The sequence below is a fragment of the Stenotrophomonas sp. 10L48 genome (genome assembly GCF_056395105.1).
Map to the genome: position 1 here is coordinate 1 of NZ_JBFTIX010000007.1, position 26,968 is coordinate 26,968.

21 protein-coding genes and 1 riboswitch are annotated in these 26,968 nt (G+C 66.8%); of the genes, 11 read left to right on the top strand and 10 right to left on the bottom strand.

What is annotated here, in order from left to right:
• The first annotated feature begins 418 nt into the window (after positions 1-418).
• The 3 genes from AC1DCU_RS13080 (at position 419) to AC1DCU_RS13090 (ending at position 2,778) form a co-directional block, all read left to right on the top strand.
• Positions 419-1,282, top strand: coding sequence for a pirin family protein (locus AC1DCU_RS13080; RefSeq protein WP_442252312.1), 864 nt, complete (start codon positions 419-421; stop codon positions 1,280-1,282).
• 121 nt (positions 1,283-1,403) lie between these two features.
• The gene (gene aqpZ, locus AC1DCU_RS13085; protein WP_032951977.1) at positions 1,404-2,123 is read left to right on the top strand and encodes an aquaporin Z; all 720 of its coding nucleotides are present in this window, start codon (positions 1,404-1,406) and stop codon (positions 2,121-2,123) included.
• Positions 2,124-2,319: 196 nt separating this feature from the next.
• Positions 2,320-2,778, top strand: coding sequence for a hypothetical protein (locus AC1DCU_RS13090; RefSeq protein ID WP_025877096.1), 459 nt, complete (start codon positions 2,320-2,322; stop codon positions 2,776-2,778).
• Positions 2,779-2,973: 195 nt separating this feature from the next.
• Here AC1DCU_RS13090 and AC1DCU_RS13095 read toward each other — a convergent pair whose 3' ends face one another.
• Positions 2,974-3,825: a pirin family protein gene (locus tag AC1DCU_RS13095; protein ID WP_032977239.1), complete on the bottom strand. Its 852-nt coding sequence runs from the start codon at positions 3,823-3,825 to the stop codon at positions 2,974-2,976.
• Between the two features lie 269 nt (positions 3,826-4,094).
• Here AC1DCU_RS13095 and AC1DCU_RS13100 point away from each other — a divergent pair, with 269 nt between their 5' ends.
• Positions 4,095-6,176 (top strand): carbon starvation CstA family protein, encoded by a 2,082-nt coding sequence (locus AC1DCU_RS13100; protein WP_025877093.1) that lies wholly within the window; start codon positions 4,095-4,097, stop codon positions 6,174-6,176.
• On the top strand, positions 6,176-6,400 hold the full coding sequence (locus AC1DCU_RS13105) for a YbdD/YjiX family protein (RefSeq protein WP_025877091.1): 225 nt from the start codon (positions 6,176-6,178) through the stop codon (positions 6,398-6,400). Before AC1DCU_RS13100 ends, AC1DCU_RS13105 begins: the two co-directional genes overlap by 1 nt.
• 272 nt (positions 6,401-6,672) lie before the next feature.
• On the opposite strand, the gene AC1DCU_RS13110 is transcribed toward AC1DCU_RS13105, so the two are convergent.
• Together AC1DCU_RS13110 and AC1DCU_RS13115 are read right to left on the bottom strand one after the other, a co-directional pair.
• Positions 6,673-7,812, bottom strand: coding sequence for a DUF3103 family protein (locus tag AC1DCU_RS13110; RefSeq protein WP_161763257.1), 1,140 nt, complete (start codon positions 7,810-7,812; stop codon positions 6,673-6,675).
• A 176-nt stretch (positions 7,813-7,988) separates the two neighbouring features.
• A complete protein-coding gene (locus AC1DCU_RS13115) occupies positions 7,989-9,239 on the bottom strand; it encodes a DUF819 family protein (protein WP_025877087.1) in 1,251 nt (416 codons plus the stop codon).
• Positions 9,240-9,395: 156 nt separating this feature from the next.
• On the opposite strand from AC1DCU_RS13115, the gene AC1DCU_RS13120 reads away from it, so the two are divergent.
• A complete protein-coding gene (locus AC1DCU_RS13120) occupies positions 9,396-9,785 on the top strand; it encodes a VOC family protein (RefSeq protein WP_025877085.1) in 390 nt (129 codons plus the stop codon).
• Positions 9,786-9,872: 87 nt separating this feature from the next.
• Here the strand turns inward: AC1DCU_RS13120 and AC1DCU_RS13125 are convergent, their stop codons facing one another.
• Positions 9,873-11,153: a sensor histidine kinase gene (locus tag AC1DCU_RS13125; RefSeq protein ID WP_032951976.1), complete on the bottom strand. Its 1,281-nt coding sequence runs from the start codon at positions 11,151-11,153 to the stop codon at positions 9,873-9,875.
• The gene (locus tag AC1DCU_RS13130; protein ID WP_025877081.1) at positions 11,143-11,853 is read right to left on the bottom strand and encodes a response regulator transcription factor; all 711 of its coding nucleotides are present in this window, start codon (positions 11,851-11,853) and stop codon (positions 11,143-11,145) included. The genes AC1DCU_RS13125 and AC1DCU_RS13130 overlap by 11 nt, the downstream gene beginning before the upstream one ends.
• Positions 11,854-11,985: 132 nt before the next feature.
• Here AC1DCU_RS13130 and AC1DCU_RS13135 point away from each other — a divergent pair, with 132 nt between their 5' ends.
• The 4 genes from AC1DCU_RS13135 (at position 11,986) to AC1DCU_RS13150 (ending at position 18,778) form a co-directional block, all read left to right on the top strand.
• Positions 11,986-13,689 carry an ArnT family glycosyltransferase gene (locus AC1DCU_RS13135; RefSeq protein ID WP_032977238.1) on the top strand — a complete coding sequence of 568 codons (1,704 nt, stop codon included), beginning with the start codon at positions 11,986-11,988 and terminating at the stop codon, positions 13,687-13,689.
• Between the two features lie 112 nt (positions 13,690-13,801).
• Complete coding sequence (locus tag AC1DCU_RS13140; RefSeq protein ID WP_032977237.1) at positions 13,802-14,554, top strand: phosphatase PAP2 family protein; 753 nt, start codon at positions 13,802-13,804, stop codon at positions 14,552-14,554.
• A complete protein-coding gene (locus tag AC1DCU_RS13145) occupies positions 14,551-16,200 on the top strand; it encodes a phosphoethanolamine transferase (RefSeq protein ID WP_248149043.1) in 1,650 nt (549 codons plus the stop codon). Before AC1DCU_RS13140 ends, AC1DCU_RS13145 begins: the two co-directional genes overlap by 4 nt.
• Positions 16,201-16,813: 613 nt before the next feature.
• Entirely contained in the window at positions 16,814-18,778 is a 1,965-nt protein-coding gene (locus AC1DCU_RS13150; protein ID WP_025877075.1) for a M2 family metallopeptidase, read from the top strand.
• Positions 18,779-18,899: 121 nt separating this feature from the next.
• Here the strand turns inward: AC1DCU_RS13150 and AC1DCU_RS13155 are convergent, their stop codons facing one another.
• The 3 genes from AC1DCU_RS13155 to AC1DCU_RS13165 form a co-directional block, all read right to left on the bottom strand.
• Positions 18,900-19,292, bottom strand: coding sequence for a hypothetical protein (locus AC1DCU_RS13155; RefSeq protein WP_025877073.1), 393 nt, complete (start codon positions 19,290-19,292; stop codon positions 18,900-18,902).
• A 77-nt stretch (positions 19,293-19,369) separates the two neighbouring features.
• Complete coding sequence (locus AC1DCU_RS13160; RefSeq protein ID WP_032976621.1) at positions 19,370-20,266, bottom strand: siderophore-interacting protein; 897 nt, start codon at positions 20,264-20,266, stop codon at positions 19,370-19,372.
• A 141-nt stretch (positions 20,267-20,407) separates the two neighbouring features.
• Positions 20,408-21,634: a multidrug effflux MFS transporter gene (locus tag AC1DCU_RS13165; protein ID WP_025877069.1), complete on the bottom strand. Its 1,227-nt coding sequence runs from the start codon at positions 21,632-21,634 to the stop codon at positions 20,408-20,410.
• Positions 21,635-21,933: 299 nt separating this feature from the next.
• A riboswitch (glycine riboswitch) is annotated at positions 21,934-22,036 on the top strand.
• Between the two features lie 61 nt (positions 22,037-22,097).
• Here AC1DCU_RS13165 and gcvP point away from each other — a divergent pair.
• A complete protein-coding gene (gene gcvP, locus AC1DCU_RS13170) occupies positions 22,098-24,965 on the top strand; it encodes an aminomethyl-transferring glycine dehydrogenase (RefSeq protein WP_025877067.1) in 2,868 nt (955 codons plus the stop codon).
• A gap of 100 nt (positions 24,966-25,065) precedes the next feature.
• Here the strand turns inward: gcvP and AC1DCU_RS13175 are convergent, their stop codons facing one another.
• Both AC1DCU_RS13175 and AC1DCU_RS13180 read right to left on the bottom strand, forming a co-directional pair.
• Positions 25,066-25,476: a VOC family protein gene (locus AC1DCU_RS13175; protein ID WP_025877065.1), complete on the bottom strand. Its 411-nt coding sequence runs from the start codon at positions 25,474-25,476 to the stop codon at positions 25,066-25,068.
• Between the two features lie 105 nt (positions 25,477-25,581).
• Positions 25,582-26,952, bottom strand: coding sequence for an amino acid permease (locus AC1DCU_RS13180; protein ID WP_032951979.1), 1,371 nt, complete (start codon positions 26,950-26,952; stop codon positions 25,582-25,584).
• Positions 26,953-26,968: the final 16 nt, after the last annotated feature.

Sequence of the window (26,968 nt, forward strand, 5' to 3'; positions counted from 1 at the left end):
GGTGCTGTCCAGCCACGGAGAAGAAAAAAGAAAATCAAAATCAAACTCAAACGCCGGTCGCTTCGCTCGCATCCACGCATGGCGTGGACCAAGCGTGTCGACCAAGGTCGACACCTACCAGCTCCCGAAGGTCACCGACCGTCACCGGGTAACGGTCAGGGGTGGGGCGGTGTGGGCTTGCAGGACCGTTGGCGCCATGGATGGCGCCATCGAGCCCCCATGGACGGGTTTACGGCGTGTCCTGCGCCACCCACCCGCCCGGCCAAGCGCGGCTTCTGCTTTTGCCTTCAGCGACCAACCCACAGCCACGAGGGGCTGCGCCGTTGGCTGGAACAACCTGTTACCCGGACGGGGAATGTCACCGCCACCACCACATGCGATGCTGACCGCCTTGATCCCTGCCAGCGAGAACGCCCGCATGACCACCATCATCGCCCCGCGCGTGCACGACATCGGCGGCCTGGAAGTGCGCCGCGCCGTGCCCACCCTGCAGGCCCGCAGCATCGGTTCGTTCGTGTTCGTCGACCAGATGGGCCCGGCACTCATGCACCCCGGTACCGCCATCGACGTGCGCCCGCACCCGCATATCGGCCTGGCCACCGTCACCTACCTCTGGTCCGGTGCCATCGGCCACCGCGATACGCTGGGCTCGGACCAGGTGATCCGTCCCGGTGACGTCAACTGGATGACCGCCGGCCGCGGCATCGCCCATTCCGAGCGCACGCCGCAACCGGACCGCGACCATGACAACCCGATCCACGGCATGCAGACCTGGGTTGCGTTGCCGAAGTCGCATGAGGAAATCGAACCGGCCTTCTACCACCATGCCGCCGCCACGCTGCCCGAGCAGCGCCGCAACGGCGCCTGGCTGCGCGTCATTGCCGGACGCGCCTATGGCGAGGAGTCGCCGGTCAAGGTGTTCGCCGACACGCTCAACGTGGCGATCGACCTGGACCCGGATGCGGAGATCGACATCGATGATGGCCACCGCGAACGTGCGCTGTACATCCTCGAGGGCCAAGCGCAGCTGGATAGTGTGGACATTCCCCCCCAGCACCTGGTGATTCCCGAAGCCGGTGCGCGCGGCCGCCTGCGGGCGAAGACGCCGGTGAAGGCGATGCTGTTCGGCGGCGAACCGCTGGATGGCCCGCGCCATCTGTGGTGGAACTTCGTGTCCAGTTCGAAGGAACGTATCGAGCAGGCCAAGCACGACTGGGAAGCCGGACGTTTCGGCACCATTCCCGGCGACGACAAGGAATTCATTCCCCTGCCCCAGTACTGAGCATCGCGTGTTGCACACATCCGAAGGTGTATCCCTGCACCCGGCGTTGACGCTACAGTCACCCGCTGATCACTGAAATGTGACATAAATCACACTTTAGACCGTCAAAGGAGTGCAACACATGAGCATGGGTAAACGCTTGTCCGCCGAGTTCCTCGGCACGTTCTGGCTGGTTCTGGGTGGCTGTGGCAGTGCGGTGCTGGCCGCCAAGTTCGGTGGCGACGGCAATCCGCTGGGTATCGGTTTCCTCGGCGTGGCCCTGGCCTTCGGCCTGACCGTGGTGACCGGCGCCTACGCGTTCGGACATATCTCCGGTGCGCACTTCAATCCAGCGGTCAGCGTGGGCCTGTGGGCCGGTGGGCGCTTCCCGACCCGGGATCTGGTGCCCTACATCATCGCGCAGGTGGCCGGCGGCCTGCTGGCCGGCTTCATCCTGCTGCAGATCGCCTCCGGTGCCAGCGGCTTCGCCATCGATGGCAGCCAGGCCGGCGCGTTCGCCAGCAACGGCTATGGCGCGCTGTCACCCGGCGGCTACAGCGTGGCGGCCGCGTTCCTGTGCGAAGTGGTGCTCACGGCGGTGTTCCTGATCGTGATCATGGGCGCGACCCATGGCAAGGCGCCGGCGGGCTTCGCGCCGCTGGCCATCGGCCTGGCCCTGACCCTGATCCACCTGATCAGCATTCCGGTGACCAATACGTCGGTGAACCCGGCCCGCTCCACGGCGGTGGCCTTCTTCGCCGGCAGTGGCGCAACCGGCCAGCTATGGCTGTTCTGGGTCGCCCCGCTGCTGGGCGGTGCGATCGGCGGCATCATCTACAAGTGGATCGGCAACGACCGCTGAGCCATGACCGTGCCATTGCGGCCGACCCTCGGCCGCAATGGTTACGGATGTAACCGCGATTTGTGCGATCGCTCACGTTCCGTTAAGGTCTGGTCATCCGCCCGTGCTTTCGCCGGGCAGGACGGCATCCGGGGATGGGATGCCTCGACCGCCGGTGTCACCGGCGGTGCCAACGACACGCCACCTTGGGGGATGCATGAAGTTCGCGCCTGTTGTTCTGTCGAGCCTGTTGTTCGTTGCGGCGTCTGCCTGCGCGCAGGCCCCGGTCGACTGTCCTTCGTTGCCCGCCAGCAGCGGCCTGCAATGGCAGCAGCAGGCACAGTCCGGCTTCCTGGTCTGCCGCGCGGCCACCAGTGACGGGCGCGAAGTACTGAGCCTGATGCTCAGCCAGCGCGATCCGGGCATTCCGCTGACCCGCTCGCTGCGCCAGGAAAAAGGCAGCTTTGCCGGTGAATCGATGTACTGGTACCAGCCGGATCTGGGCGGCCAGCAGCCGCCGGGCTATGCCGAGCGCCGCATCAGCGTGGTCAAGCTGGACAAGGGCCGCTACGCGCAGATCGCGCTGTATCCCGACAGTTCCCAGGAACTGGGCACGCTGCAGCAGCTTGCGCAGGGCATGAACCTGACGCCCTCTGCCGTGGCCGACGGCCGCTGAGGCGCTGCGGGGATGACTGCCTGGCAGCATTCCCGCACTTCCACCCGATCCATCGGTAGCGCCGGGCCATGCCCGGCGGCTTTCGGCCGTGTCGGCTCTTCTGGACATCCGCCGGGCATGGCCCGGCGCTACCAATGTGCTGTGGGCATGACCCGGCGCTACCGATGCGCTGTGGGCATGGCCCGCAGCGCGACCTCAGAACCTGCCTTCCTGGAAATCGACGAAGGCCTGCATCAATTCCTCGCGGGTGTTCATCACGAACGGGCCATGCCGCATCACCGGCTCGCGCAACGGACGACCCGCCACCAGGATCAACCGCGCACCGTCGCTGCCTGCCGACAGATGCAGCTGCTCGCCGCCGCCCAGCACCGCCAGTTCCTGCCGCGCCACGTCGCGCGCCGCATCCTGCTCGCCCACCGTCAACCCGCCTTCGAACACATAGACGAACGCGTTGTGGCCTTCGGGCAGGGAGTAGGTCCAGGCACGATCGGCCTCCAGTGCAATGTCCAGATACAGCGGATCGGTGGCTGGCTGCGCGATCGGCCCCGCCGTGCCCTCGACCGTGCCAGCGATCACCTTGACCTGCACGCCTTCGGCCGGCTGCACCACCGGGATCTTTTCGGGAGCGAATTCCTGGTACTTCGGCGCGGTCATCTTGTCGCGCGCCGGCAGGTTCACCCACAGCTGGAAGCCGCGCATCTGCCCGCTTTCCTGCTCGGGCATCTCCGAATGCACCAGGCCACGGCCGGCCGTCATCCACTGCACGCTGCCGGGGGTCAGCAGGCCCTCGTTGCCGTGATTGTCGCGATGCCGCATGCGGCCATCGAGCATGTAGGTGACGGTCTCGAAACCACGATGCGGATGCTCGGGGAAACCGGCGATGTAGTCCTCGGCGCGATCGGTACCGAATTCGTCGAGCAGCAGGAACGGATCGAGGTCGGGCAGCGAGGGGCCGCCGATGACCCGGGTCAGGCGAACACCGGCACCGTCGGAGGTGGGCATGCCACGGATGGTACGCAGGACGCGGACCGGCTCGGGAAGGCTCATGGTGACTCCTGTTGGATGGATGCCGCTAAAAATGGACGCTGCAGCGCGCAACGCCAATGGATGCCGTCGCAACCGATTGTTCCATCCCTGGTGTTCGCCGCACGTCATGTCCGCACGCCGGCACCGCCTGCGTTGTCGGCTGCGAAGGAACATCGCCACCTGCCACACCCATGTACGACCAAAGTACTACCGCCGAATGGTCCCGTGCACATTGACCCTGCCAGGGGCACGCGGGACTCTTTGCCTGTCTTTCCGGGAGAGAGCACCTCATGAAAGGTTTTTCCAAAATAGGCTGGGCGGCCCTCGCCCTGCTCGGCGCGTTCTGCCTGGGCACGGTGGCGCTGCGGCGCGGTGAGCACATCAACGCGTTGTGGATCGTGGTCGCGGCGGTATCGCTGTACCTGGTTGCCTACCGCTTCTACAGCCTGTTCATCGCCGACAAGGTGATGCAGCTCGATCCGACCCGGGCCACCCCGGCGGTGATCAACAACGATGGCCTGGACTACGTACCGACCAACAAGCACGTGCTGTTCGGCCACCACTTCGCCGCCATTGCCGGTGCCGGCCCACTGGTCGGCCCGGTGCTGGCCGCGCAGATGGGCTACCTGCCCGGCCTGCTGTGGCTGGTGGTCGGCGTGGTGCTGGCCGGTGCGGTGCAGGACTTCATGGTTCTGTTCCTGTCCAGCCGCCGCAACGGCCGTTCACTGGGTGACCTGGTGCGCGAGGAAATGGGCCAGGTGCCCGGCACCATCGCGTTGTTCGGTGCCTTCCTGATCATGATCATCATCCTGGCCGTGCTGGCGATGGTGGTGGTCAAGGCACTGGCGGAAAGCCCGTGGGGCATGTTCACGGTGATCGCGACGATGCCCATCGCGATCCTGATGGGCGTCTACATGCGCTACATCCGGCCGGGCAAGATCGGTGAGATCTCGGTGGTGGGCCTGGTGCTGCTGCTCGCCGCGATCTGGTTCGGTGGCAAGGTGGCGGCAGACCCGACCTGGGGCCCGGCGTTCACCTTCACCGGCACCCAGATTACCTGGATGCTGATCGGCTACGGTTTCGTCGCCTCGGTGCTGCCGGTCTGGCTGCTGCTGGCACCGCGCGACTACCTGTCGACCTTCCTGAAGATCGGCACGATCATCGCGCTGGCCATCGGCATCCTGGTGGTGATGCCGGAACTGAAGATGCCGGCGCTGACCCAGTTCGCGGCCAGCGGCGACGGCCCGGTGTGGAAAGGCGGCATGTTCCCGTTCCTGTTCATCACCATCGCCTGCGGCGCGGTGTCGGGTTTCCATGCACTGATCTCCTCGGGCACTACGCCCAAGCTGCTGGCCAATGAAGCGCACATGCGCTACATCGGCTACGGCGGCATGCTGATGGAATCGTTCGTGGCAGTGATGGCGCTGGTGGCGGCCTCGATCATCGATCCGGGCATCTACTTCGCGATGAACAGCCCAGCGGCGGTGATCGGTGCCGATGCCGCATCGGCCGCACACTACATCACCAATACCTGGGGCTTCACCATCACCCCCGAACAGCTGACCGCCACGGCGGCAGCGATCGGTGAGCCGACCATCCTGCATCGTGCCGGTGGTGCACCCACCCTGGCGGTGGGCATCGCGCAGATCCTGCATGAGGCGATCCCCAGCAGCAGCGACGCGATGATGGCGTTCTGGTACCACTTCGCCATCCTGTTCGAAGCACTGTTCATCCTCACCGCGGTGGATGCGGGCACACGTGCCGGTCGTTTCATGCTGCAGGACCTGCTCGGCAATTTCGTGCCGGCGCTGAAGAAGACCGAGTCGTGGACCGCCAACATCATCGGCACTGCCGGCTGCGTGGCGCTGTGGGGCTACCTGCTGTACACCGGCGTGGTCGATCCGTTCGGCGGCATCCAGACGTTGTGGCCGTTGTTCGGCATCTCCAACCAGATGCTGGCGGGCATCGCGCTGATGCTGGGTACGGTGGTGCTGTTCAAGATGAAGCGTGACCGCTACGCGTGGGTCACCGCGGTGCCGGCGGTGTGGCTGCTGATCTGCACCACCTATGCCGGTTTCATCAAGATCTTCGACAGCAACCCGGCGCAGGGTTTCCTGGCACAGGCACACAAGTTCCAGGACGCGTTGGCCAGCGGCACCATCACCGCACCGGCGAAGTCGGTCGCACAGATGCAGCAGATCGTGGTCAACGCCTACGTCAACACCGGCTTGACCGCGCTGTTCCTGCTGGTGGTGGCGTCGGTGCTGGTGTATTCGATCAAGACGATCGTGGCGGCGCGCCGCAATCCGCAGCGCAGCGACCGCGAGACCCCGTACGTGGCGCTGAAGCCGCATGAAATGGTGGACCTGTAATGAGTACACAACTGGTTCCGGTGGGGCAGTACCAGGCGCATCGCCGGATCTGGCGACGCCTGGTGCAGACGGCACGGCTGTGCTGCGGCATTCCCGACTACGACAACTATGTGCGGCATGTGCGGGAGAAGCATCCGGACCGCGAGCCGATGGACTACAAGACGTTCTTCCGCGAGCGGCAGGAAGCGCGGTATGGCGGGCGCAACGGTGGTCGCTGCTGTTGAGGTTCCCGGTGGGTGCCGGGCTTGCAGCCCGGCGCCCGCAGAGGCAACGGCAACATCAACTGCAACCGCAACTGCTGGAGCGTCGGCTCTGGGGTTCTGTGGGTTTGGCGGGGCGGTGTGGGCTTGCAGGACACGCCGTAAACCCGTCCATGGGGGCTCGATGGCGCCATCCATGGCGCCAACGGTCCTGCAAGCCCACACTTTCCCTGGAGAACGGATCAGGCCCCTTTCTGTTCGTGGATGCCGGCGGTTGCGGGCGCCGCCCGGCGTAACTACTCCGTGAGGGTGATCGGGGTCAGGGTGACCTTGGCGTTGTTGGCCGCTCCCATCCGGTCCTGGTAGGCCTGGCCGCGCTGCAACAAGTAATAGCTGTCGATATAGTCGATGTCATTGGCAAACCACGACGTGGGCATGGCCTTGAGGATCGCGCCTGCGATGTCGGCGATGACGGCATACTCAGGAGCGAAGGCGCCCAGTGCGGCTTTGACGCCGTTGCTCAGCGCCACCAGCAGCTCCTGGTAGTTGGTATCGCCGTCATCTTCGAACAGCTGCACGTTGGCGGCGTTGAAGCGATAGTTGCCCCAGATGATCAGCGGTTGCTGCGGGGTGTAGTCGGTACCGTCGTAGTCCAGGTACGGCATGTCGACGGTGACCATCTCCGGTGCGGTGGCGCCCACCTGCAGACCGGAAACAACAGCGAACACCTCGGCTGCCCCCAGCGCCCAGGGCTCCTGGTCGTCCGCCAGGCGGATGCGGTCCAGGCGGGTGATATCCAGCGACGCCTGCGTTCCGTCAGCCGACAGCTGGATGCGTTCGGGCGATTGCAGGCCGCGAGCCTTCAGCCCCGCATTGACCAGGGCCATGCCCTCCTGCACGGCGCGCCGCGTGTCGACGTCGACGATCAGCACCGGAAAGTCCGGGGCCCGTTTCGCATCCAGTACATGCGCGCGGCCCTGCGCGTCGTATGCGGTGATCGTGGTCCAGTCGCGATCATTGCCACGCGGCAGACTGGCCACCCACAGCGGATGCGCATTGATGGCCGCCAGCGAGTGCCCCTCGGGCACGTACGCACGCAACTGCAGCAGCCCCTGCCCCTGTGCCGGGAGCCCCTTGCGCTGGCGCAGCTGGCGATCGCCAGCAGCCAGCGATGCACTGGCCAGCGTATGCGCCTGCGGATCGAAACGGCCCATCAACAATTGCACCGGCACGCCCTGCTCCGGCGCCGCATGCAGCGAGCTGCGCACTGCATCGGCGAACCCTGGCTGGGCGATCAGTGCCGCCACCTCGCGCGCACCGGCATCGGTCAGCATCTGCACATCGGCGCCGCCGGCCCTCACCGGCCCCTGCGCGAAGGCCCCCGTGCTGGCCAGCAACAGCACCAGTGCGGAAACCCGAAACCTCCATTGCTTCATCATCGACGGCCCCATCGAACGTCGCCGGCAACGCCGGCAGGAGCTTCCCACGCTACGGCGCACGCGCCATACGTTCCGGTATGTGCCGCACAGTTCCGGCAGCGTCCCGCGAAAAACAGCCGAGCGTGGGCTCGGCTCTACCCGTTCCTGATTTCCGTCGCTGGCCGCGAGAGGGCTCAGCCGTTGGCCATCCACTTCAGGATCAACCCGGTCACATACGCCAGGCCGGTACCGGTGGCATATCCGACCGTACCGAGCAGCACGCCCACCGGCGCCAGCGTCGGATGGAATGCTGCCGCCACCACTGGTGCCGAGGCGGCGGCGCCGATGTTGCCCTGCGAACCGATCGCGAAGAAGAACAGCGGCGCACGCACCAGCTTGGCCACGATCCACAGCACAAGCACGTGGGTGGCCATCCAGATGGCCCCCAGCAGGAACAGCCACGGACGATCCAGCAGCGACAACAGGTTCATCTGCATGCCGATGCAGGCGATCAGGAAATACAGGAACACGGTACCCAGGCGCGAGGCGCCTGCCGCTTCCAGCCGGCGTGCACGGGTGAAGCTGAGCGTCAGGCCCATCGCGGTGGACAGCAGGATCACCCACACAAACTGGCTGTCGAGGCTGAACTGGCTGGCCCAGCTGACATTGGCCTTGAACCAGCCCGACAGCGGTGCGGCGATGGCATGGGCCAGGCCGACGCCGCCCAGTGCCACGCCGACGATCACCATCAGGTCGGTCATGCTGGGGATGCGCGCGTTCTGTGCCTCGTAGGCGCTGATGCGCGCCTTCATCTCATCGATGGCGCGGGTGTCGGCACCGTTGCGGGCATCGATCTGCTGGGCGCGGTTGGCCATGAACAACAGGATCGCCATCCACAGGCTGGCGCAGGCCACGTCGACCACCGCGAACTGGCCGAAGGTGGTGGCATCGGTGCCGAACACTTCGCGCATGGCGACCATGTTGGCGCCACCGCCGATCCAGCTGCCGGCCAACGCGGCCATCCCGGCCCAGGTGTCGCCAGCCACGGTTTCCGGATGGATCAGCTTCATCACCTGGAAGGAGACGATGGCGCCGAGCATGATGCCGGCGGTGCCGGCGCAGAACACCAGCAGCAGCTTCGGCCCCAGCTTGGCGATGCCCTTCAGGTCGATCGACAGGGTCAGCAGGACCAGCGCCGCCGGCAACAGCACATCGCGGGCGACCGGGTTGTACAGCGAGGTGTTGTGGCCATCGATGACACCGGCGGTGTTGTAGATGGCGGGGATGAAATAGCACAGCAGCAGTGCAGGCACCCAGGCGAAGATCTTCTTCAGCAGGGGCGTCGGGCCACTGGCGGCCCAGAAGATCAGGGCAAGGGTGGCGGCGATCAGACCAAGGCCAACGATGTCGTTGCTGATCAGGGCAGTAGCGGGTTCGGTCGGCATGGGATCCTCTGTCGATCGAAAGAGCGGAAAAGAAAAGCGCCGCATAAGCGGCGCGGGTCGAAATTAACATAGTCTTCACGCAGGGTCATGCTGCGCTGCTTGCGGCAGCGCGTCGGCCTGCCGAGAATCGCTGCATTCCCTACTGGAGCCTGCCCCATGCAACTCGGCGCTTTTTCAGTCAGCCTGGCGGTGAAGGACCTGGCCACCTCACGTGCGTTCTACGAAGCGCTGGGGTTCTCGGTGACCGGTGGTGATGCGGCGCAGAACTGGTTGGTACTGCGCAACAACGGCATCGTGGTCGGCCTGTTCCAGGGCATGTTCGAGGGCAACCTGCTCACCTTCAATCCCGGCTGGGACCAGCACAAGCAGGAACTGGCGTCCTTCCAGGACGTGCGTGAGGTGCAGGCCGAGCTGGACGCCAAGGGCATCGCGCTCACGGCGCGTGCCGATCCCGATGGCGAAGGTCCGGCCTATCTGCAGCTGACCGATCCCGATGGCAACGTGATCCTGATCGACCAGCACGTGGCGCGGCCAACGGGGCGGTGACGCGGCCAGCGTGCCAAGCAAGGTTGGCACCTACCGGAACGCACGCGGCCATTGCCTGGTAGGCGTCGACCTTGGTCGACGGACAGGTCAGCCTGGCCGCGATGTACCAAAGTCGAGCGAGGCCAGGGTGCCGCGCGGCTGGCAGGGCTGCAGCTGCAGGGTCCAGCCCAGGTGCTCGCACAGCCGCGCGATCAGTTCCAGGCCGATGCCGCCGCGGTCGCCGCGCTCACCGCGGGCCATCCGCGCGTGGATCGCTGCGATCTCCTCCGGGCTCATGCCATGGCCGGGGTCCTGCAGGGTCAACACCGCTGCCGAGGTCAGGCGCAGCTCGATATGACCGCGGCCGCTGTTCTCGATGGCATTGCGCAGCAGGTTGCCGATCGCTGCCTGCACCACCGCCAGCGGCGCGACGATGTCGACCGGCGCGGCCTGGATGCCGATGCTCAGGTCCTTGTCGCCCAGCAGGTGGCGATGGTCGTCGACGATCTCCGGCAGCAGCTGGTCCAGCGCGATGCGCTCGGCACGGGCAGCCAGGCGAGCGGGATCACGCGCCAGCACCAGCAACAGCTCGATCAGCTGCTCAACGCCCTGCGCGGTACGCAGCACACGCTGCATCTGCTGTCGTGCGCGCTCAGGCAGGCCGGGCTGCTCCAGCGCCAGTTCGGCGGCACCGGTCATCACTGCGATCGGCGTGCGCAGTTCATGGCTTGCGGTACTGATGAACACCCGCTCGCGCTCGACGAACTGCTCGTTGCGATCAAGGTAATCGTTCAGCGCATCGGCGATGGTGTGCAGCTCGGAACTGCCGCGCGGATCGACGTCAATGCGCTGGCCCTGCACGCCGGGCCGCAGTGCACCGATGTGCTGGGCCAGCAGGCTCAAGGGGCGCACCATGCGCTCCATGCCGAAGGAGGCCATCAACACGGTGACGAAGATCATGATGATGCCGGCCAGCATCACCCAGCGCGTTGCGAATTGTTCAAGATCGTGGAAATCGGAGATGTCCAGGGCCAGCGCAACCCGCCCCATCGAGCCGGTATCGCGCACCATCACCGCCGTCTCGCGCTCGCCGATCATCACCCCGTCATGCAACCCCGGATGCAGGGTGCGCAGGCTGGCGGGCATGTTGGCTTCATTGAAGCGGAACAGGCTCAGCGTGTCCGAGTCCTGCCAGCGATAGTGCGGCTCGTGCTCGGTGTGCTCGACGATGCTGTCCAGTTCGGAATTGAGCAGCGCGCGCCACGCCGCGTGCTCGGCGTGTTCGTGCACGTAGTTGCCCACACTGAACACCGCCAGCGAAATCAGCGCCAGGTAGCCCAGCAGCCACCACACCACCCGCCGATACAGCGGCCCGGGCTTACGCGCCATCGTCATCGTTCCGTGCGTCCGCGCCTGCGGTGGACGCCAGCCGGTAGCCCACCCGTGGCAGGGTGTGGATCAGCTTGTCGGCAAAGGGGCCGTCCACGCTGCGGCGCAGTTCGTACACATGCGAGCGCAGCAGGTCACCGTCCGGTGGTTCGTCACCCCACAGGGCGAATTCCAGCTGCTGCCGGGTGACCGCACCCGGGCTGGCGCGCATCAGTACTTCCAGCAGCTTGCGGCAGGCCGGGTACAGGTGCAGCACCTGGCCGGCGCGCTGCGCCTCCAGGCTGGCCAGGTCCAGCACCAGGTCGCCCACCTGCAGGCGCTTGCGCGGATTGCGACCCTGCGCGCGCAGCAGCAGCGCCTCCAGGCGCACTTCCAGTTCCGGCAGTGCGAATGGCTTGGTCAGGTAATCATCTGCGCCGGCCCGGAAGCCGGCGATCTTGTCCGGCAGTTCGTCGCGTGCGGTCAGCATGATCACCGGCACTTCCGAGGCGTGCTCGGAGCGCAGCCGCCGCAGCACCTCCGGGCCTTCCATGCGCGGCAGCATCCAGTCCAGGATCACCGCGTCATACGGGTGGCTGCCGGCAAGGTGCAGGCCGGTGATGCCATCCGGGGCCACGTCGAGCACATGCCCGCGCGACTCGAAATAGTCGAACAGGTTGGCCACCAACTGGCGGTTGTCCTCGATCACCAACAGGCGCATGCACGAAACATCCACGGAAGTTCATGCCATGGTAGCGCTGCGGATGTCGGAATGCGGTCGCCATGCCGGCCGCTCCGACGGCTTTCCCACGTGCCCCTCATCAGAATGGCCGTTTTGCTCCCGGAGCCTGCCGTGCCCGTTGCCCTGCCCCGCCGTTGGCACCTGCCGCTGCTGTGGTTGTTGATCGTGATGGCGCTGGCGGCCGGGCTTGGCATGCGCCAGCCGCAGCCACCGGACGAACCACGCTTCGTGCTGGCCGCACGTGCCATGGTGGAGAGCGGCGAGTGGCTGCTGCCACACCGGGGCAGCGAGCTGTACGCCGAGAAGCCGCCGGTGTTCATGTGGCTGCAGGCCGCCGCCCACCAGGTGGTCGGCAGCTGGCAGTGGTCGTTCCTGCTGCCGTCGCTGCTGGCCGCGCTGCTCAGCCTGTGGCTGGTGTCCGACCTGGCACGCCGGCTATGGTCGCCACGGCATTCGTTGTACGCGCTTGGCGCACTGTTCTGCACCCTGCAGTTCGGCCTGATGGCCAAGCGCGCGCAGATCGACATGGTGCTGGTGGGCATGACCACGCTGGCCCTGTGGGGCCTGCTGCGCCACCTCTGCGAGCGCCGCAACCTGCCGGCCCTGTGGCTGGCCGGCTTCGCCGCCGGCGTCGGCACGGTGACCAAGGGGGTGGGCTTCCTGCCCTTGCTGATGGTGCTGCCCTGGCTGGGCTGGCGGCTGTACCAGCGCCGTCGCGGCCGGCCGGTGGACGGCCCCCACCCCGCCAGCCTGCTGTGGCTGATTCCGGCCTTCCTGCTGGGCACGGCGGTGTGGCTGGCACCGCTGGGCTGGGCGCTGCTGCATGAACCCAGTGCATCACTGCAGTCGTACGCCCACGAACTGTTGTTCAAGCAGACCGGCACCCGCTATGCCAACGCCTGGCACCATCGCCAGCCGGTCTGGTACTACCTGCAGGTGATCGCCACGCTGTGGCTGCCGGGTGCGCTGCTGCTGCCGCTGATGGTCAAACCGTGGTGGCGCCGGCTGCGTCGCGGCGACCAGCGCCAGTGGCTGCTGCTGGGCTGGGCCGCGCTGGTCCTGCTGTTCTTCACTGCCAGCCCGGGCAAGCGCGAGGTGTACGTGCTGCCGATGCTGCCGGCGATGGCACTGGCGGTGGCGCCGCTGTTGCCCGGCCTGCTGCGTCGCCTGTGCGTGCGTCGCTATCTGTTCGGCTACAGCCTGCTGCTGATGCTGGCCACCGGCGCGCTTGGCGTGATGATGCTGACCGACAGCCCCTGGGCGCAGGCGCAGCTGGCACGGCGGGCGATGCCCGACACCCTGCTGCCCGTGTTCGGAGATGGCCTGCTGACCTTCGCCATCGCCGTGGCGACGCTGGCGGTGTGGCTGCGGATACGACGCGCGGCCACGCTGGTACTGCTCACCCACGGCCTGCTGTGGATGCTGTACGGACTGGTGCTGATACCGGCGCTGGACCCCTACGCCTCGGCGTCGGCGGTGATGCGCCGGGTGGGCACACGGATCGGCCCCGATGCGGAACTGGCGCTGGTGGCCTGGCGCGAACAGAACCTGCTGCAGGCCGACCGGCCGGTGCGCGAGTTCGGCTTCAAGCGGCCGTGGGCAGAGCAGTGGCACGACGCCGGTCCATGGTTGGCCGAGGCGCCGGACAAGCGCTGGCTGCTGGTACTGGACAAGGCCATGAGCCCCTGTGTCGATCCGGCCCAGGTCATCGAGATCGGTGTTGCCAATCGCAATCGTTGGCAGTTGCTTCCGGGCACCGCCTGGGATGCGGCCTGCCATGCCGAGCGTGCAGGCGCCAACGACGAAGAAGACTGAACGATGATGCGCGCCGGGCACCGATTAACCCGGCGCAAACGCGTGTACGACCCTTCTCCGACATGCCAGTGACGAGCATGGCCGCGGATTCCCGTAACGGCCCCTTCCCTGCATGCCCGCTCGCCCTCTTGTCCCGGCAGTCTCCTTTGCGCCCTCGCTGCTGGCGTCGCGTTTTGCCGTTACCCATCTTTGGCTGCCTTCTGTCATCGGCGTTGCGGTGTTCACCGTGCTGATGGGCCTGGGTGGCGACCAGTGGCTGGCCGACCATCTGTTCCGGCTGGAAGGCGGCCGCTGGGCGCTGCAGGATGCATGGCTGACGCGTTCGGTGGTGCACAAGGCCGGCAAGTGGCTGAGCACCGCTGCGGCACTGGTGGCGATGCTGCTGTGCTTCCACCACTGGCGCCGCGGCCGCGATCGCACGCTGCGTTGGGCGCTGCTGTATGTGGTGGTGGCCGTGGCACTCGGCACCGGGCTGATCTCGCTGCTGAAGTCGCTGGTGCCGATGGACTGCCCGTGGGATCTGCTGCGCTATGGCGGACACGATCCGTTCGTCGGTCTTCTCAGCAGCCGCCCGACCGGCATGGCCGCCCGCGCCTGCTTCCCCGCCGGCCACGCAAGCGCGGGATACGCATGGATGTGCCTGTACTTCTTCGCGCTGCTGTGGCGCCCCGCCTGGCGTTGGGCCGGGCTGTGGATCGGCCTCGGCAGCGGCCTGGTGTTCGGCATCGGCCAACAGCTGCGCGGCGCCCACTTCCTTTCGCATGACGTTGCCACCGCCTTGATCTGTTGGCTGCTGTCGCTGGGCCTGTATCTGGTGGTCCGCCGCCAGTTGGATCGCTCGACCCGCCAGGAGGCGGTTGCATGAACGCATCGGTCCAACGTTCCTTGCGGCTGCCGACACTGGCCAGCATCCGCGCATGGCGGCCACAGCTGTCCACCGAAGCACTGATCGTGCTGACCAGCCTGTTCTTCGCTGTGGCCGGCAATGGCCTGTTCTGGCACAGCGCCATGGCCAGCCATCCGGGCAGCCTGCGCTATGCGCTTTCGCTGTTGTTGCTGCTGCTGGGTGCACACGGTGTGCTGCTGGGCATCCTGGTGTGGCGCTGGAATGCCAAGGTGGTGATCAGCGTGCTGCTGCTGGTCACCGCGTTTGCCGCGCACTACATGAGCCGTTACCACATCTATCTGGATGCGGACATGCTGCGCAACGTGCTGGCTACCGACCCCAAGGAAAGCCGCGAACTGATGACGGTGTCGCTGCTGTGGCCGGTCCTGCTGCTGGCTGTGTTGCCGATGGTGGTGCTGTGGCGTGTTGACCTGCGCCGCCGCAGCTGGGGCCGCAGCCTGCTGTGGCGCATCGGCTTCCTGCTGGTCGCTGCGGTCACCGCACTCGGTGGCGCGCTGGTGTCCTTCCAGGATGTGTCGGCCTTGATGCGCAACCAGCGCGAAGTGCGCTACCTGGCAACGCCGGCCAATGTGCTGCTGGGGCTGCCGCGTGCGCTGCGCGGCGACAACCCGGTGCAACGCGCGCCGAAGCTGCCGATTGGTACCGATGCCAAGGCGACCCCGCGCGCAGCAACGAGCAAGCCACGCCTGCTGGTGATCGTGATGGGCGAAACGGTACGCGCGCAGAACTGGGGCTTGAATGGTGGCCGCAACACCACGCCGGAGCTGGCCCAGGCGGCGGTGGTCAATTTCCCGGACATGCACTCCTGCGGCACCAGCACCGAGGTTTCGCTGCCCTGCCTGTTCTCGCCATGGGGACGCCACGAGTATGACGAGAAGAAGATCCGTGCGCACCAGTCGCTGCTGCATGTACTGAACCGCGCGGGCATCGCGCCGCTGTGGCGCGACAACCAGTCCGGCTGCAAGGGCGTATGCGAGGGCCTGGACTTCCAGTCGCTGTCGGACGCGACCACGCCGGGGCTGTGTGCCGATGGCCGTTGCATGGACGAGATCCTGCTGCAGGACCTGGCGACGCAGGTGCGTGCGCGCCCGGGTGATCGAGTGGTGGTGCTGCACCAGCTGGGCAACCATGGCCCGGCCTATTTCGAGCGCTACCCGGCCGCCTTCCGTCGCTTCACCCCGACCTGTGACACCCAGGACATTGGTCGCTGCTCGCGCGAAGAGATCACCAACAGTTACGACAACGCCGTGCTGTACACCGATCACTTCCTGAGCAAGACCATCGGCACGCTGCAGGGCCTGCAGGACTACGACACGGCGATGATCTACCTGTCCGACCACGGTGAATCGCTGGGCGAAAAGGGCCTGTACCTGCACGGTGTGCCGTACGCGATCGCACCGGCCGAGCAGACCCGGGTGCCGATGACGATGTGGTTCTCGCCGGGCTTCGCCAGCAGCCGTGGACTGGACCTGCAGTGCGTGCGCAAGCGCTCGGCCAGCTACACCGACCACGACAACCTGTTCCCGTCGGTGCTGGGGCTGATGCAGGTGAAAACCTCGCTGTACGAGCGGGATCGCGACCTGTTCGCCGGCTGCGAGAGTTAGGGTTTGTCGGCAGGGCTGCGCCCTGCACCCGCAGAGGCAACGGCAACGGCCGAAGCAACAGCAACAGCGGGGTTCCTGTGGGTAGGCGGGGTGGGTCCGGTTGCGGGGGACGCCGTAAATCCGTCCATGGAGGCTCGGTCGCGCCTTGCTCGTGTGCGCTGTCCTGCGCACACGGCAAGACCGGGGTTGGGCGTCCTGCCCAACCCGCCCGAGGCATACCTCGGGCCCATGGCGCTCACGCCCCCGCAACCGGACCCACCCCGCCTTCGACAGWTTKCCGCTGCTGTTGGTGGGTGCCGACCGTTGGTCGGCACGGGGTCGGATCCGAATTTGAGTCTCGATTTCTGACAGATCTCATCCACGCATGGCGTGGATCTACTGCCATCACCGAATTGCGTCTGGGGCAGAGCCCCCTGAGTCAGGGGGCGGCCGCGAAGCGGCGGGGGTCTGGGAGCTGGTAAGTGGGGCCCACGTTTCGCGCAGCGAAGCGTGGGAGCGACAGCGCGCATGCGATGTCGCGGTCCCTGGGCGCCGCCCGGCCGACTTCCGCCACTTGCGGTGGCAACGCCTGCCCACTAGCCTTCGGCGGTCGTTCACCACCCAAGGATCGCCCGTGAAACACCGTCATCTCCTGCTGGCCTCGGCAATCGCCGCCGCCACGCTGGCCCTGGCCGCCTGCAAGAAGGAAGCCGCCCCAGGCACCGAGACCGCCAGCAGCAGTGCACCGGCCGGCGAAACCGCTGACCAGTTCGTGGCCCGCATCAATGCCGAATTCAAGGCGGCCTACCCGGAGATGACCTCGGCGCAGTGGCTGTCCTCCACCTACATCAACAGCGATTCAGAGCGCATCGCGGCCAAGGCCAACGAGCGTTCGCTGACCCAGCTCAACAGCTGGATCGAGCAGGCCGGCAAGTTCGACGGCAAGCCGATGAGCGAAGACAGCAAGCGCGCGATCCACCTGCTGAAGCTGATGTCGTCGATGCCGGCGCCGCGCGACCCGGCCAAGCTGGCCGAACTGACCCAGATCGCCACCCGCATGGAAGGCAGCTACGGCGCAGGCAAGTACTGCACCGACGCCAACGATCCCAACTCCTGCCGCCAGCTGGGCGAACTGGAGCAGGTGCTGGCGCGCAGCCGCGACTATGACCAGCAGCTCGATGCCTGGCAGGGCTGGCACAGCACCACCAAGAGCATGCGCGGTGATTACCAGAAGTTCGTCGGCCTGGTGAATGAAGGTGCCAAGGGCATGGGCTTCACCGATGCCGGGCAGATGTGGCGCAGTGGCTATGACATGCCGCCGGAGCAGATCGGCCCGGAAACCGATCGCCTGTGGGAACAGGTCAAGCCGATGTACGAGCAGCTGCACTGCTACGCGCGCGGCAAGCTGGACAAGACCTATGGCAAGGACAAGGCCGAGGTGGGCAACGGCCTGATCGCCGCGCACCTGATGGGCAACATGTGGCAGCAGGACTGGTCCAACCTGTGGGACCAGCTGGAACCGTACCCGGGCGCCGGCAGCCTGGACATCACTGCAGCGCTGGAAAAGCAGTACCAGACCAACCTGAGCGCGGCGCTGGCCAAGGCCGGCAAGGATGCGAACGTAGCCGCGCAGTACAAGGCGCAACGCGAGGCCGAACTGCGCACCGCCAAGCAGATGACCGAGCGTGCACAGGATTTCTACGTATCGCTGGGCATGCCGTCGTTGCCGCAGTCGTACTGGGACAAGACCCAGTTCATCAAGCCCGATGACCGCGACGTGGTCTGCCACGCCAGTGCGTGGGACATGAACATGGAAGGCGATGTGCGCACCAAGATGTGCATCAAGCCCAACGAAGAGAACTTCACCACCATCTACCACGAGCTGGGCCACATCTATTACGACCTGGCCTACAACCCGCTGCCGCCGCTGTTCCAGGGCGGCGCCAACGATGGCTTCCATGAAGCGATCGGCGACACCATCGTGCTGGCGATGACGCCGAAGTACCTCAGCTCGATCGGGCTGGTCGACGCGCCGACCGAGAGCCGCGAAGCGGTCATCAACAACCAGATGCGCATGGCGCTGTCGGGTGTGTCGTTCCTGCCGTTCGGCCTGATGATCGACCGCTGGCGCTGGGGCGTGTTCGATGGTTCGATCACCCCGGACAACTACAACAAGGCATGGTGGGACCTGAAGGCCAAGTACCAGGGCGTGGCCCCGGCCAGCGCCCGTGGCGAGGAATTCTTCGACCCGGGTGCCAAGTACCACGTGCCGGGCAACACCCCGTATACCCGCTACTTCCTGGCGCGCATCCTGCAGTTCCAGTTCTACAAGGGCCTGTGCGATGCCGCCGGCTTCAAGGGCCCGCTGCACGAGTGCACCTTCTACGGCAACAAGGAAGCCGGCCAGAAGTACTGGGCGATGCTGAGCAAGGGTGCCAGCCAGCCGTGGCAGGCCACGCTGAAGGAACTGACCGGCTCGGACAAGCTCGATGCCGGCCCGATGATCGAGTACTTCAGCCCGGTCAATGCCTGGTTGAAGCAGCAGAACGAAGGCCAGATGTGCGGCTGGCAGGCCAACGCGGCACCGGCGGCGAAATGAAAAAAGGGCGGATCCGCGAGGATCCGCCCTTTTCCGTTTCGGTAGCGCCGGGCCATGCCCGGCGAGCGCAGCGGCGTAATGAAAAGCCGCCGGGCATGGCCCGGCGCTACCGCGATGACGATCAGTTGCTCTTCTTCGCCGCCAGCTGCGCGGCCAGCGCGGCCTTGAATTCCTCGAAGGTCTGCCCCTTCTCGTTGGCTTCGGCCTGCGCCGCATCGCGCAGCGCATCCGAATAGATCAGGCGCACCGGCGTGCCCTGCCGTTCGTGCAGTTCACCGGCCTGCATGATCAGCGCCAGTACCTGGGCCGCACTCTCGCTTTGGCCGGCGATGCGGCCATCCATGCCCAGCACCCATTCGCCATCGCGACGGACGATGCCGGCCAGCAGCGTGCGCTGCGTGTCGCGCAGCTCGGCGTGCGGCTCGACGGGCGAGGCGGTGGCGGCGGCCTTGTTGGCAGCCTGCTGTTCCTGGCGACGGCGCTGGTCGCGGCGGGATTTGGAAGAGGTCGACATCAGTGGGGCTTGCATTGCGGGGGCGCAAGGATAACCCACACCCCCTGCATGCCGGTTCACGCCCGTGCGGTAGCGGCTCAGTCCAGTACCCGCCCCTGCCGCCAGTACCCCATGAAGGTGATCGCGCGGCGATCCAGGCCGCAGTCCTTCAGCAGATACCGGCGGATCGCCATCACCGCGCCGGCCTCGCCCGCTACCCAGGCATACAGCGCGCCGTCCGCGCTGGCGTCAGCCTGCTCCCACAGGATCTGCGCATCAACGTCGATGTCGTCCAGCTCGGCAGCCCCGGCGACGGTCGCGGCCGCCGCCAGCCGCGCCTGTACTGCCTGCAGCAACCGCTGCCCATGGGCCTGCTGCCCGCGTGGCAACCACACCAGTTCGGCCGTGGCCGGTGCCTTCAGCGGCACCGCATCACCGGCCTGGGCGATCTCCAGCAGGGCCAGCGTGCGCGGCGGATCGGCCAGCCCGGCCAGTTCCTCGAGGATGCCGGCCACCGCCGGCAATGCGGTCTCATCGGCCACCAGCAGCACCTGGCCTACCCCGGCTGGCGGCTTCCATTCCCAGCCCTCGCTGCTGTCCGCACAGTCGGCATCGGGGGCCAGCAGCACCACGCGGTCGCCCGGCCGTGCATGCGTGGCCCAGCGCGAGGCCGGTCCGGTCTGGCCATGCAGCACGAAGTCGACGTCGACCTCGCACTCGCCGGCACGCAGCTGGCGGAGGGTAAAGGTGCGCATCGGCGGCCGCGCGTCATCAGGCAGTGCCCGGTAACGGGCATACCAGTCTTCGCCGCTGGGCACGTCCGGCGCGTCCTGGCCGGGCAAGGGGAAAAACACCTTGATACGCTGGTCCGGGCCTTCGGTCTTCATGTGCGCCACGTCGGCGCCGGTGAACACCATGCGGTCCAAAGAAGGAGAAAGAACGCGGCGCTCCTTCAGCGCCACCTCGAACAGGCGGTAGGTCTGCTGCGCAGCCATGCGGGTACCTCATGCGACGACATCGGAATGGCTGGCTGTCGTGCACCCACGAACCGGCTCGCTGGAAACCCCAGCCTAATCCCTGCCCGCAGCGCCGCAACGGATCCGCGCGTGATGACGCGCCCTACCCCTGCACGACGCTCAATGCGCCGTGCTGGCTGCCTCTGATGCGCGCTCGCGCTGGTGCTCCCAGTACCAGAACACGAAGCCGGCCGCGAAGAAGCCCGCCTGTCCCAGTGCCAGGTGCAGCGGGTTGTTGTGCAGCAGCGGCGATACCACGCCGGCCACCACGGTGCTGATCATCAGCTGCACGAACGCCTGCAGCGACGACGCCAGGCCGCGCTGCAGCGGATACATGTCCAGCACCGCCAGCGCCAGGATCGGGAAGATCAGCGCCATGCCCATGCCGCCAAGGAAGATCGGCATCACCGCCCACGGCAGCGCGAACTGCGGCGCCAGGGTGACGTAGCCGATGTTCAACACGGCAGAGACCGCACACAGGGTGAAACCGAGCGCGACCTGCCGGGTCGGTGTGCTGTGCCCGGCCATGCGCCCGGACAGGAACGAACCGGTGGTCATGCCGCCGATGGTGGGAATGAACAACCACGCAAAGCCACCTTCACCCAGATGCAGGTGCTGCATCACGATGGCCGGCGCCGAGGAGATGTACAGGAAGATGCCGCCGAACCCGATGCTGCCGGCCAGGGCCAGGCGCAGGAACCGCGGGTTGAAGCCGATGCGCACGTAATCGCGCAGCAACGTGCGTGGCGACAGGGCGATCCGCGCCTCCACCGGATGGGTTTCCGGCAGGAAGCGCGCGGTGGCCGCCAGCAGCACCAGCGCGAATACCACCAGGAACCAGAAGATCAGCGGCCAGCCGGCACCGCTGAGCAGGATCCAGCCACCGATGATCGGCGCGATGGCCGGGGCGATACCGAACAGCATCGACACCTGGCTCATCAGCCGCTGCGCGTCGTGGCCGTGGTACAGATCGCGGATCACCGCGCGGCCGACGATCATGCCCACGCCGGCGGACAGGCCCTGCAGTGCGCGGAACGCCAGCAGCGTGGTCAGGTCGGTAGACAACGCACAGCCCACCGAGGCGCCGACGAAGATCACCAGGCCGCCGAGGATCACCCGCTTGCGTCCCCACGCATCGGACAGCGGGCCATGGGCCAGGCTCATCAGGCCGTAGAACAGCAGGTAGACGCTGATGGTCTGCTGCACCGCCACCTCGTCCACCGCCAGGCGCTGGGCCAGCTGCGGAAACGCGGGAAAGATGGTGTCGATCGAGAACGGACCGAACATGGCCAGGCCAGCGAGCAACAGGGCCATGCGGCGGGTGGAAGGAGCAACGGCGGCGGTCATCGGGCAAGCGTCCGGCAGGGCCATGCATGACACGCACGGCGGGCGCCGATCCCCTGCAGCAGGGACGGCGCCAGATGAATACGAGAATCCCACCATCATAGGTGGGGAATGCGCGCGATGCCATGCACGGATGCACAGAACGCACGCCCGGGCCATCGGCCATTCAGCCCCGTGAGGCCAGCCCGGGCCACCGTCAGGCGCCGGCAACGAGCTATAATCGGCGGGCAACACGGTGGGAGAAGCAGGTCACCGCTGCCGAAGGCGCAACGCCCGTAATCGCTCAGGCCCGATACCACCCGTAACAGAACTCTGGAGAGACCGGTTCGATCCGGCGCCGAAGGGGCACGAAGCTGCGGTTTTCCGCGCTTTTAAACTCTCAGGCAAAAGGACAGAGGGGCGCCCGCAGACCGCCGACCGGCGGCTTGTGCCCGTGCGTGTGCCCTTTCCTGACGGATCCTTCGCCATGTCCCAGAACACCCCTTCCCTGCGTGAGCTCGAGCACCATTCGGCGTTCGTCGAGCGCCACATCGGCCCCAACGATGCCGAGATCGCGCAGATGCTCGGCGTCATCGGCCACGCCTCGCTGGATGCGATGACCGATGCCATCGTGCCGGCCAAGATCAAGTCGCCGGCACCGCTGGCGCTGCCGGAGTCGATCACCGAAGTGCAGGCGCTGGCGAAGATCCGCGCGATCGCCGACAAGAACACCGTGCTGCGCAGCTTCATCGGCCAGGGCTACTACGGTACCCACACGCCGAACGTGATCCTGCGCAACATCCTGGAAAACCCGGCCTGGTACACCGCCTACACCCCGTACCAGGCGGAAATCTCGCAGGGCCGCATGGAAGCGCTGATCAACTTCCAGACCCTGTGCGCCGACCTGACCGGCATGGAAATCGCCAACGCCTCGCTGCTGGACGAAGCCACGGCCGCCGCTGAAGCGATGACCCTGGCCAAGCGCTCGGCCAAGTCGAAGTCGGACACCTTCTTCGTGCACGACGCCGTGCACCCGCAGACGCTGGAACTGCTGCGCACCCGCGCCGAGCCCATGGGCATCGTGCTGCGCGTGGGCACCCCGGCCGAAGCGCTGGAAGCGGAAGCCTTCGGCCTGCTGCTGCAGTACCCGGACACCTTCGGCCAGGTGGGCGACTACAAGGCGCTGGTCGATGCCGTGCACGCGCGCGGCGGCCTGGTGGCCGTGGCCACCGACCTGCTGGCACTGACCCTGCTGGCCGCCCCGGGCGAATGGGGTGCGGACATCGTGGTCGGCAACAGCCAGCGTTTCGGCGTGCCGTTCGGCTTCGGTGGCCCGCATGCTGCGTTCATGGCCTGCCGTGACGCCTACAAGCGTTCGATGCCGGGCCGCCTGATCGGCGTCTCGATCGACGCACAGGGCAACCCGGCCTACCGCCTGACCCTGCAGACCCGCGAACAGCACATCCGCCGCGAGAAGGCCACCTCCAACATCTGCACCGCACAGGTGCTGCTGGCGGTGATGGCCTCGATGTATGCCGTCTACCACGGTCCGGAAGGCCTGACCCGCATCGCCCGCCGCACCCATCGCCTGGCCGCCATCCTGGCCAGCGCGCTGCGCACTGCCGGTGTGCAGGTCGGTGCCGACTTCTTCGACACGCTGCACGTCACCGGTGTCGACGCCGACGCGATCCATGCCAAGGCCCGTGCCGCCGGCTACAACCTGCGTGCGATCGACAGCAGTTCGGTCGGCATCAGCCTGGACGAGACCGCCACCCGCGCCGACATCGTCGCCGTAGGCGCGCTGTTCGGTGCCACCGTTGATGTGGACGCGCTCGATGCCAGCACCGCCGATGCGCTGCCGGCCGGCCTGCTGCGCCAGTCCGCGTTCCTGACCCACCCGGTGTTCAACACCCACCACAGCGAGCACGAACTGCTGCGCTACCTGCGTTCGCTGGCCGACAAGGACCTGGCGATGGACCGCACGATGATCCCGCTGGGCTCGTGCACCATGAAGCTCAACGCCACCGCCGAAATGATCCCGGTGACCTGGCCGGAGTTCTCGCAGATCCACCCGCTGGTGCCGGCCGAGCAGGCGCTGGGCTACAAGGAACTGATCGATTCGCTGGAAGCGATGCTGGTCGAGTGCACCGGCTACGACGCCGTCAGCCTGCAGCCGAACTCCGGTGCGCAGGGCGAGTACGCCGGCCTGCTGGCGATCCGCGCCTACCACCGCTCGCGTGGCGAAGATCACCGTGACATCTGCCTGATCCCGGATTCGGCGCATGGCACCAACCCGGCCTCGGCGCAGATGTGCGGCATGAAGGTCGTGGTCACCAAGACCGATGCCAACGGCAACGTCGACGTCGAAGACATCCGTCTCAACGCCGAGAAGTACAGCGACCGCCTGGCCGCGATCATGATGACCTACCCGTCCACGCACGGCGTGTTCGAGGAAGAGGTGGTGGAGATCTGCGAGATCATCCACAAGCATGGCGGCCAGGTGTACACCGACGGTGCCAACATGAACGCCCTGGTCGGCGTGGCCAAGCCGGGCAAGTGGGGTTCGGACGTTTCGCACCTGAACCTGCACAAGACCTTCTGCATCCCGCACGGCGGCGGCGGCCCGGGCGTTGGCCCGTGTGCGGTCAAGTCGCACCTTGCCCCGTTCCTGCCGGGCAAGCTGGGTGACAACGGTCCGGTCGGCATGGTCAGCGCCGCCAGCTTCGGCAGCGCCTCGATCCTGCCGATCAGCTGGATGTACATCGCGATGATGGGCACCGAGGGCCTGCGCAAGGCCACCCAGGTCGCCCAGCTCAACGCCAACTACATCGCCAAGCGCCTGGCCCCGCACTTCAAGACCCTGTACACCGGTCGCAACGGCCTGGTCGCGCACGAGTGCATCCTGGACGTTCGTCCGCTGGAGAAGACCAGCGGCATCGGTGCCGAAGACGTGGCCAAGCGCCTGATCGACTTCGGCTTCCATGCCCCGACCCTGAGCTTCCCGGTGGCCGGCACGCTGATGGTCGAACCGACCGAAAGCGAATCGCTGCACGAGCTGGACCGCTTCATCGACGCGATGATCCAGATCCGCGAAGAGATCACCGCGATCGAAGACGGCCGCCTGGACCGCGAGGACAACCCGCTGAAGAACGCCCCGCACACGGCCACGGCCGTGACCGCCAGCGAGTGGACCCACGCCTACCCGCGCGAGCTGGCCGCCTTCCCGCTGCCGAGCCTGAAGCTGCAGAAGTACTGGCCGCCGGTCGCCCGCGTCGACAACGTGTACGGCGACAAGAACGTGATGTGTGCCTGCATCCCGGTCGATGCCTACAAGGATGATGAAGTCGAGGCGTAAGCCATCGCGGCATCGGAAATGAGAACGGCCCGCGCAAGCGGGCCGTTCTTGTTTTCCGGTAGCGCCGGGCCATGCCCGGCGAGCGCAGCGGCAGAACGCGTCACGGGTCGGGCATCTGCCCCAGGCTCAACTGCCACGACACGCCGAAGCGGTCCTGCACCCAGCCGTAGCGGCTGCTGAAATCCTGCTCGCCCACCGGCATCAGCCAGTGCCCGCCGTCACCCAGCACGCGCGCGGCACGCTCGAATGATTCGGCGCCGGAACACTCGACGAACAGCGACATCGAGGGCGTGAAGGTGAAGTCGTGCACATCCAGGCTGTCAAAGCACAGGTAGTGGGTGCCGCCGAGCAGGAAAATGGCCTGGCGGACCTGCCCGGGCACGCCCGCGCCCGCCCCGTCCGGGTGGCGCTGCAGGGCCAGCAGGCGGAATTCGGCGAAGGCTTCGGCGTACAGGGCCAGCGCCGCTTCGGCCTGGCCGGTGAACATCAGGAAGGGACGGCTGCGCAGCATGCGGTGCTCCCGTTCGTCGGGCCGGTGATGGCCCACGCGATCAGGATGGCACGCGGAATGTGGGCGCGGCGTATCGGTAGCGCCGGGCCATGCCCGGCGGCCCCATCACGCCTCGCGCATGCGCCGGGCGATGGCGCTGCTGGCCGCGATGGTCGCCGTCAGCGCCACCATCGACAGGAACTGCAGGCGCGTATGCGCTTCACTCAGCAGCAGGCCGAAGATCAGCGCCAGGATCGCCAGCGCACAGACGGTCAGCCACGGGAAGCCTGCCATGCGGAACGGCAGGCGCGTGCCCAGACGGTCGGCGCGACGGCGCAGCACCAGCTGCGAGACCAGCGACAACGTCCACACCAGCAGGCAGGTGGAACCGACGATGTTCAGCAGCACCGGCAACACCTTGTCCGGGAACAGCAGTTCCATGATGGTGGCAGCAAAGCCGAACAGGACGCTGGCCAGCACCGCGATCACCGGCACCTGGCGCGGATCGGTCCAGCCCAGCACGGCCGGTGCTTCGCGGCGTTGCGCCAGCGAATACATCATGCGCGAGGCGCCGTAGAGGTTGGCATTGAGCGCTGACAGCAGGGCGATCACCGCGATCAGGGTGATGGCGGTGGCCGCGCCCGGGATATTGGCGACATCGAGAACCGCGGCGAACGGCGACTTCAGCGCTTCGCTGGTCCACGGCACCACGGCGATGATCACGCTCAGCGAACCGATGTAGAACACCAGGATGCGCCAGGCCACGGTGCGGATGGCACGGGCGATGCTGCGCTCGGGGTCTTCGGTCTCCGCCGCAGCGACGGCCACGATTTCGGTGCCACCGAAGGCGAACACCACCACCAACAGCGCCGCGCCGATGCCGGCCAGGCCCTTCGGTGCGAAGCCACCATGCTCGGTGAAGTTGCTCAGGCCCGGCGAGGCCACCTGCGGCAGCCAGCCCATCAGCAGCGCCACGCCCACGGCGATGAAGGCCAGGATCGCCGCCACCTTGAGGATGGCGAACCAGAATTCGAACTCGCCGAAGTTCTTCACCCCGAGCAGGTTGATCGCGGTGAAGAACAGCATGAAGGCCAATGCCGCCATCGGTACCGGCACCACCGGCCAGACCGTGGCCAGCAATCCGGCCGCACCCACTGCCTCGGCGGCGATCACGATGACCAGCTGCACCCACCACAGCCAGCCCACGGTGGCACCGGCGGTGGCGCCCATGGCATCGGCCGCATACACCGAGAACGCACCGCTGGTCGGCTTGGCCGCGGCCATTTCGCCCAGCGCGTTCATCACGATGATCACCAGCGCACCGGCCACCAGGTAGGACACCAGCACCGCCGGGCCGGCCGCCTGCACGCCCACGCCGGAGCCGAGGAACAGGCCGGCGCCGATGGCGCTGCCCAGCCCCATCATGATCAGCTGGCGTGGCTTGAGCGAATGGCCGAGGCGGGAGGGCGAAGCGGTCGTATCGGGGGTGGCGGGCATCGGCAGGGCTGGCGGC

What these genes read in the sequence shown, in the direction of transcription:
- AC1DCU_RS13080 (WP_442252312.1), top strand. Translation starts at nt 419, where the DNA reads ATGACCACCATCATCGCCCCGCGCGTGCACGACATCGGCGGCCTGGAA.
- gcvP (WP_025877067.1), top strand. Translation starts at nt 22,098, where the DNA reads ATGTCCCAGAACACCCCTTCCCTGCGTGAGCTCGAGCACCATTCGGCG.
- AC1DCU_RS13160 (WP_032976621.1), bottom strand. Translation starts at nt 20,266, where the DNA reads ATGGCTGCGCAGCAGACCTACCGCCTGTTCGAGGTGGCGCTGAAGGAG.
- AC1DCU_RS13175 (WP_025877065.1), bottom strand. Translation starts at nt 25,476, where the DNA reads ATGCTGCGCAGCCGTCCCTTCCTGATGTTCACCGGCCAGGCCGAAGCG.
- AC1DCU_RS13105 (WP_025877091.1), top strand. Translation starts at nt 6,176, where the DNA reads ATGAGTACACAACTGGTTCCGGTGGGGCAGTACCAGGCGCATCGCCGG.
- AC1DCU_RS13110 (WP_161763257.1), bottom strand. Translation starts at nt 7,812, where the DNA reads ATGAAGCAATGGAGGTTTCGGGTTTCCGCACTGGTGCTGTTGCTGGCC.
- AC1DCU_RS13115 (WP_025877087.1), bottom strand. Translation starts at nt 9,239, where the DNA reads ATGCCGACCGAACCCGCTACTGCCCTGATCAGCAACGACATCGTTGGC.
- AC1DCU_RS13095 (WP_032977239.1), bottom strand. Translation starts at nt 3,825, where the DNA reads ATGAGCCTTCCCGAGCCGGTCCGCGTCCTGCGTACCATCCGTGGCATG.
- AC1DCU_RS13090 (WP_025877096.1), top strand. Translation starts at nt 2,320, where the DNA reads ATGAAGTTCGCGCCTGTTGTTCTGTCGAGCCTGTTGTTCGTTGCGGCG.
- AC1DCU_RS13100 (WP_025877093.1), top strand. Translation starts at nt 4,095, where the DNA reads ATGAAAGGTTTTTCCAAAATAGGCTGGGCGGCCCTCGCCCTGCTCGGC.
- AC1DCU_RS13130 (WP_025877081.1), bottom strand. Translation starts at nt 11,853, where the DNA reads ATGCGCCTGTTGGTGATCGAGGACAACCGCCAGTTGGTGGCCAACCTG.
- AC1DCU_RS13145 (WP_248149043.1), top strand. Translation starts at nt 14,551, where the DNA reads ATGAACGCATCGGTCCAACGTTCCTTGCGGCTGCCGACACTGGCCAGC.
- AC1DCU_RS13120 (WP_025877085.1), top strand. Translation starts at nt 9,396, where the DNA reads ATGCAACTCGGCGCTTTTTCAGTCAGCCTGGCGGTGAAGGACCTGGCC.
- AC1DCU_RS13165 (WP_025877069.1), bottom strand. Translation starts at nt 21,634, where the DNA reads ATGACCGCCGCCGTTGCTCCTTCCACCCGCCGCATGGCCCTGTTGCTC.
- AC1DCU_RS13125 (WP_032951976.1), bottom strand. Translation starts at nt 11,153, where the DNA reads ATGGCGCGTAAGCCCGGGCCGCTGTATCGGCGGGTGGTGTGGTGGCTG.
- AC1DCU_RS13180 (WP_032951979.1), bottom strand. Translation starts at nt 26,952, where the DNA reads ATGCCCGCCACCCCCGATACGACCGCTTCGCCCTCCCGCCTCGGCCAT.
- AC1DCU_RS13155 (WP_025877073.1), bottom strand. Translation starts at nt 19,292, where the DNA reads ATGTCGACCTCTTCCAAATCCCGCCGCGACCAGCGCCGTCGCCAGGAA.
- aqpZ (WP_032951977.1), top strand. Translation starts at nt 1,404, where the DNA reads ATGAGCATGGGTAAACGCTTGTCCGCCGAGTTCCTCGGCACGTTCTGG.
- AC1DCU_RS13140 (WP_032977237.1), top strand. Translation starts at nt 13,802, where the DNA reads ATGCCCGCTCGCCCTCTTGTCCCGGCAGTCTCCTTTGCGCCCTCGCTG.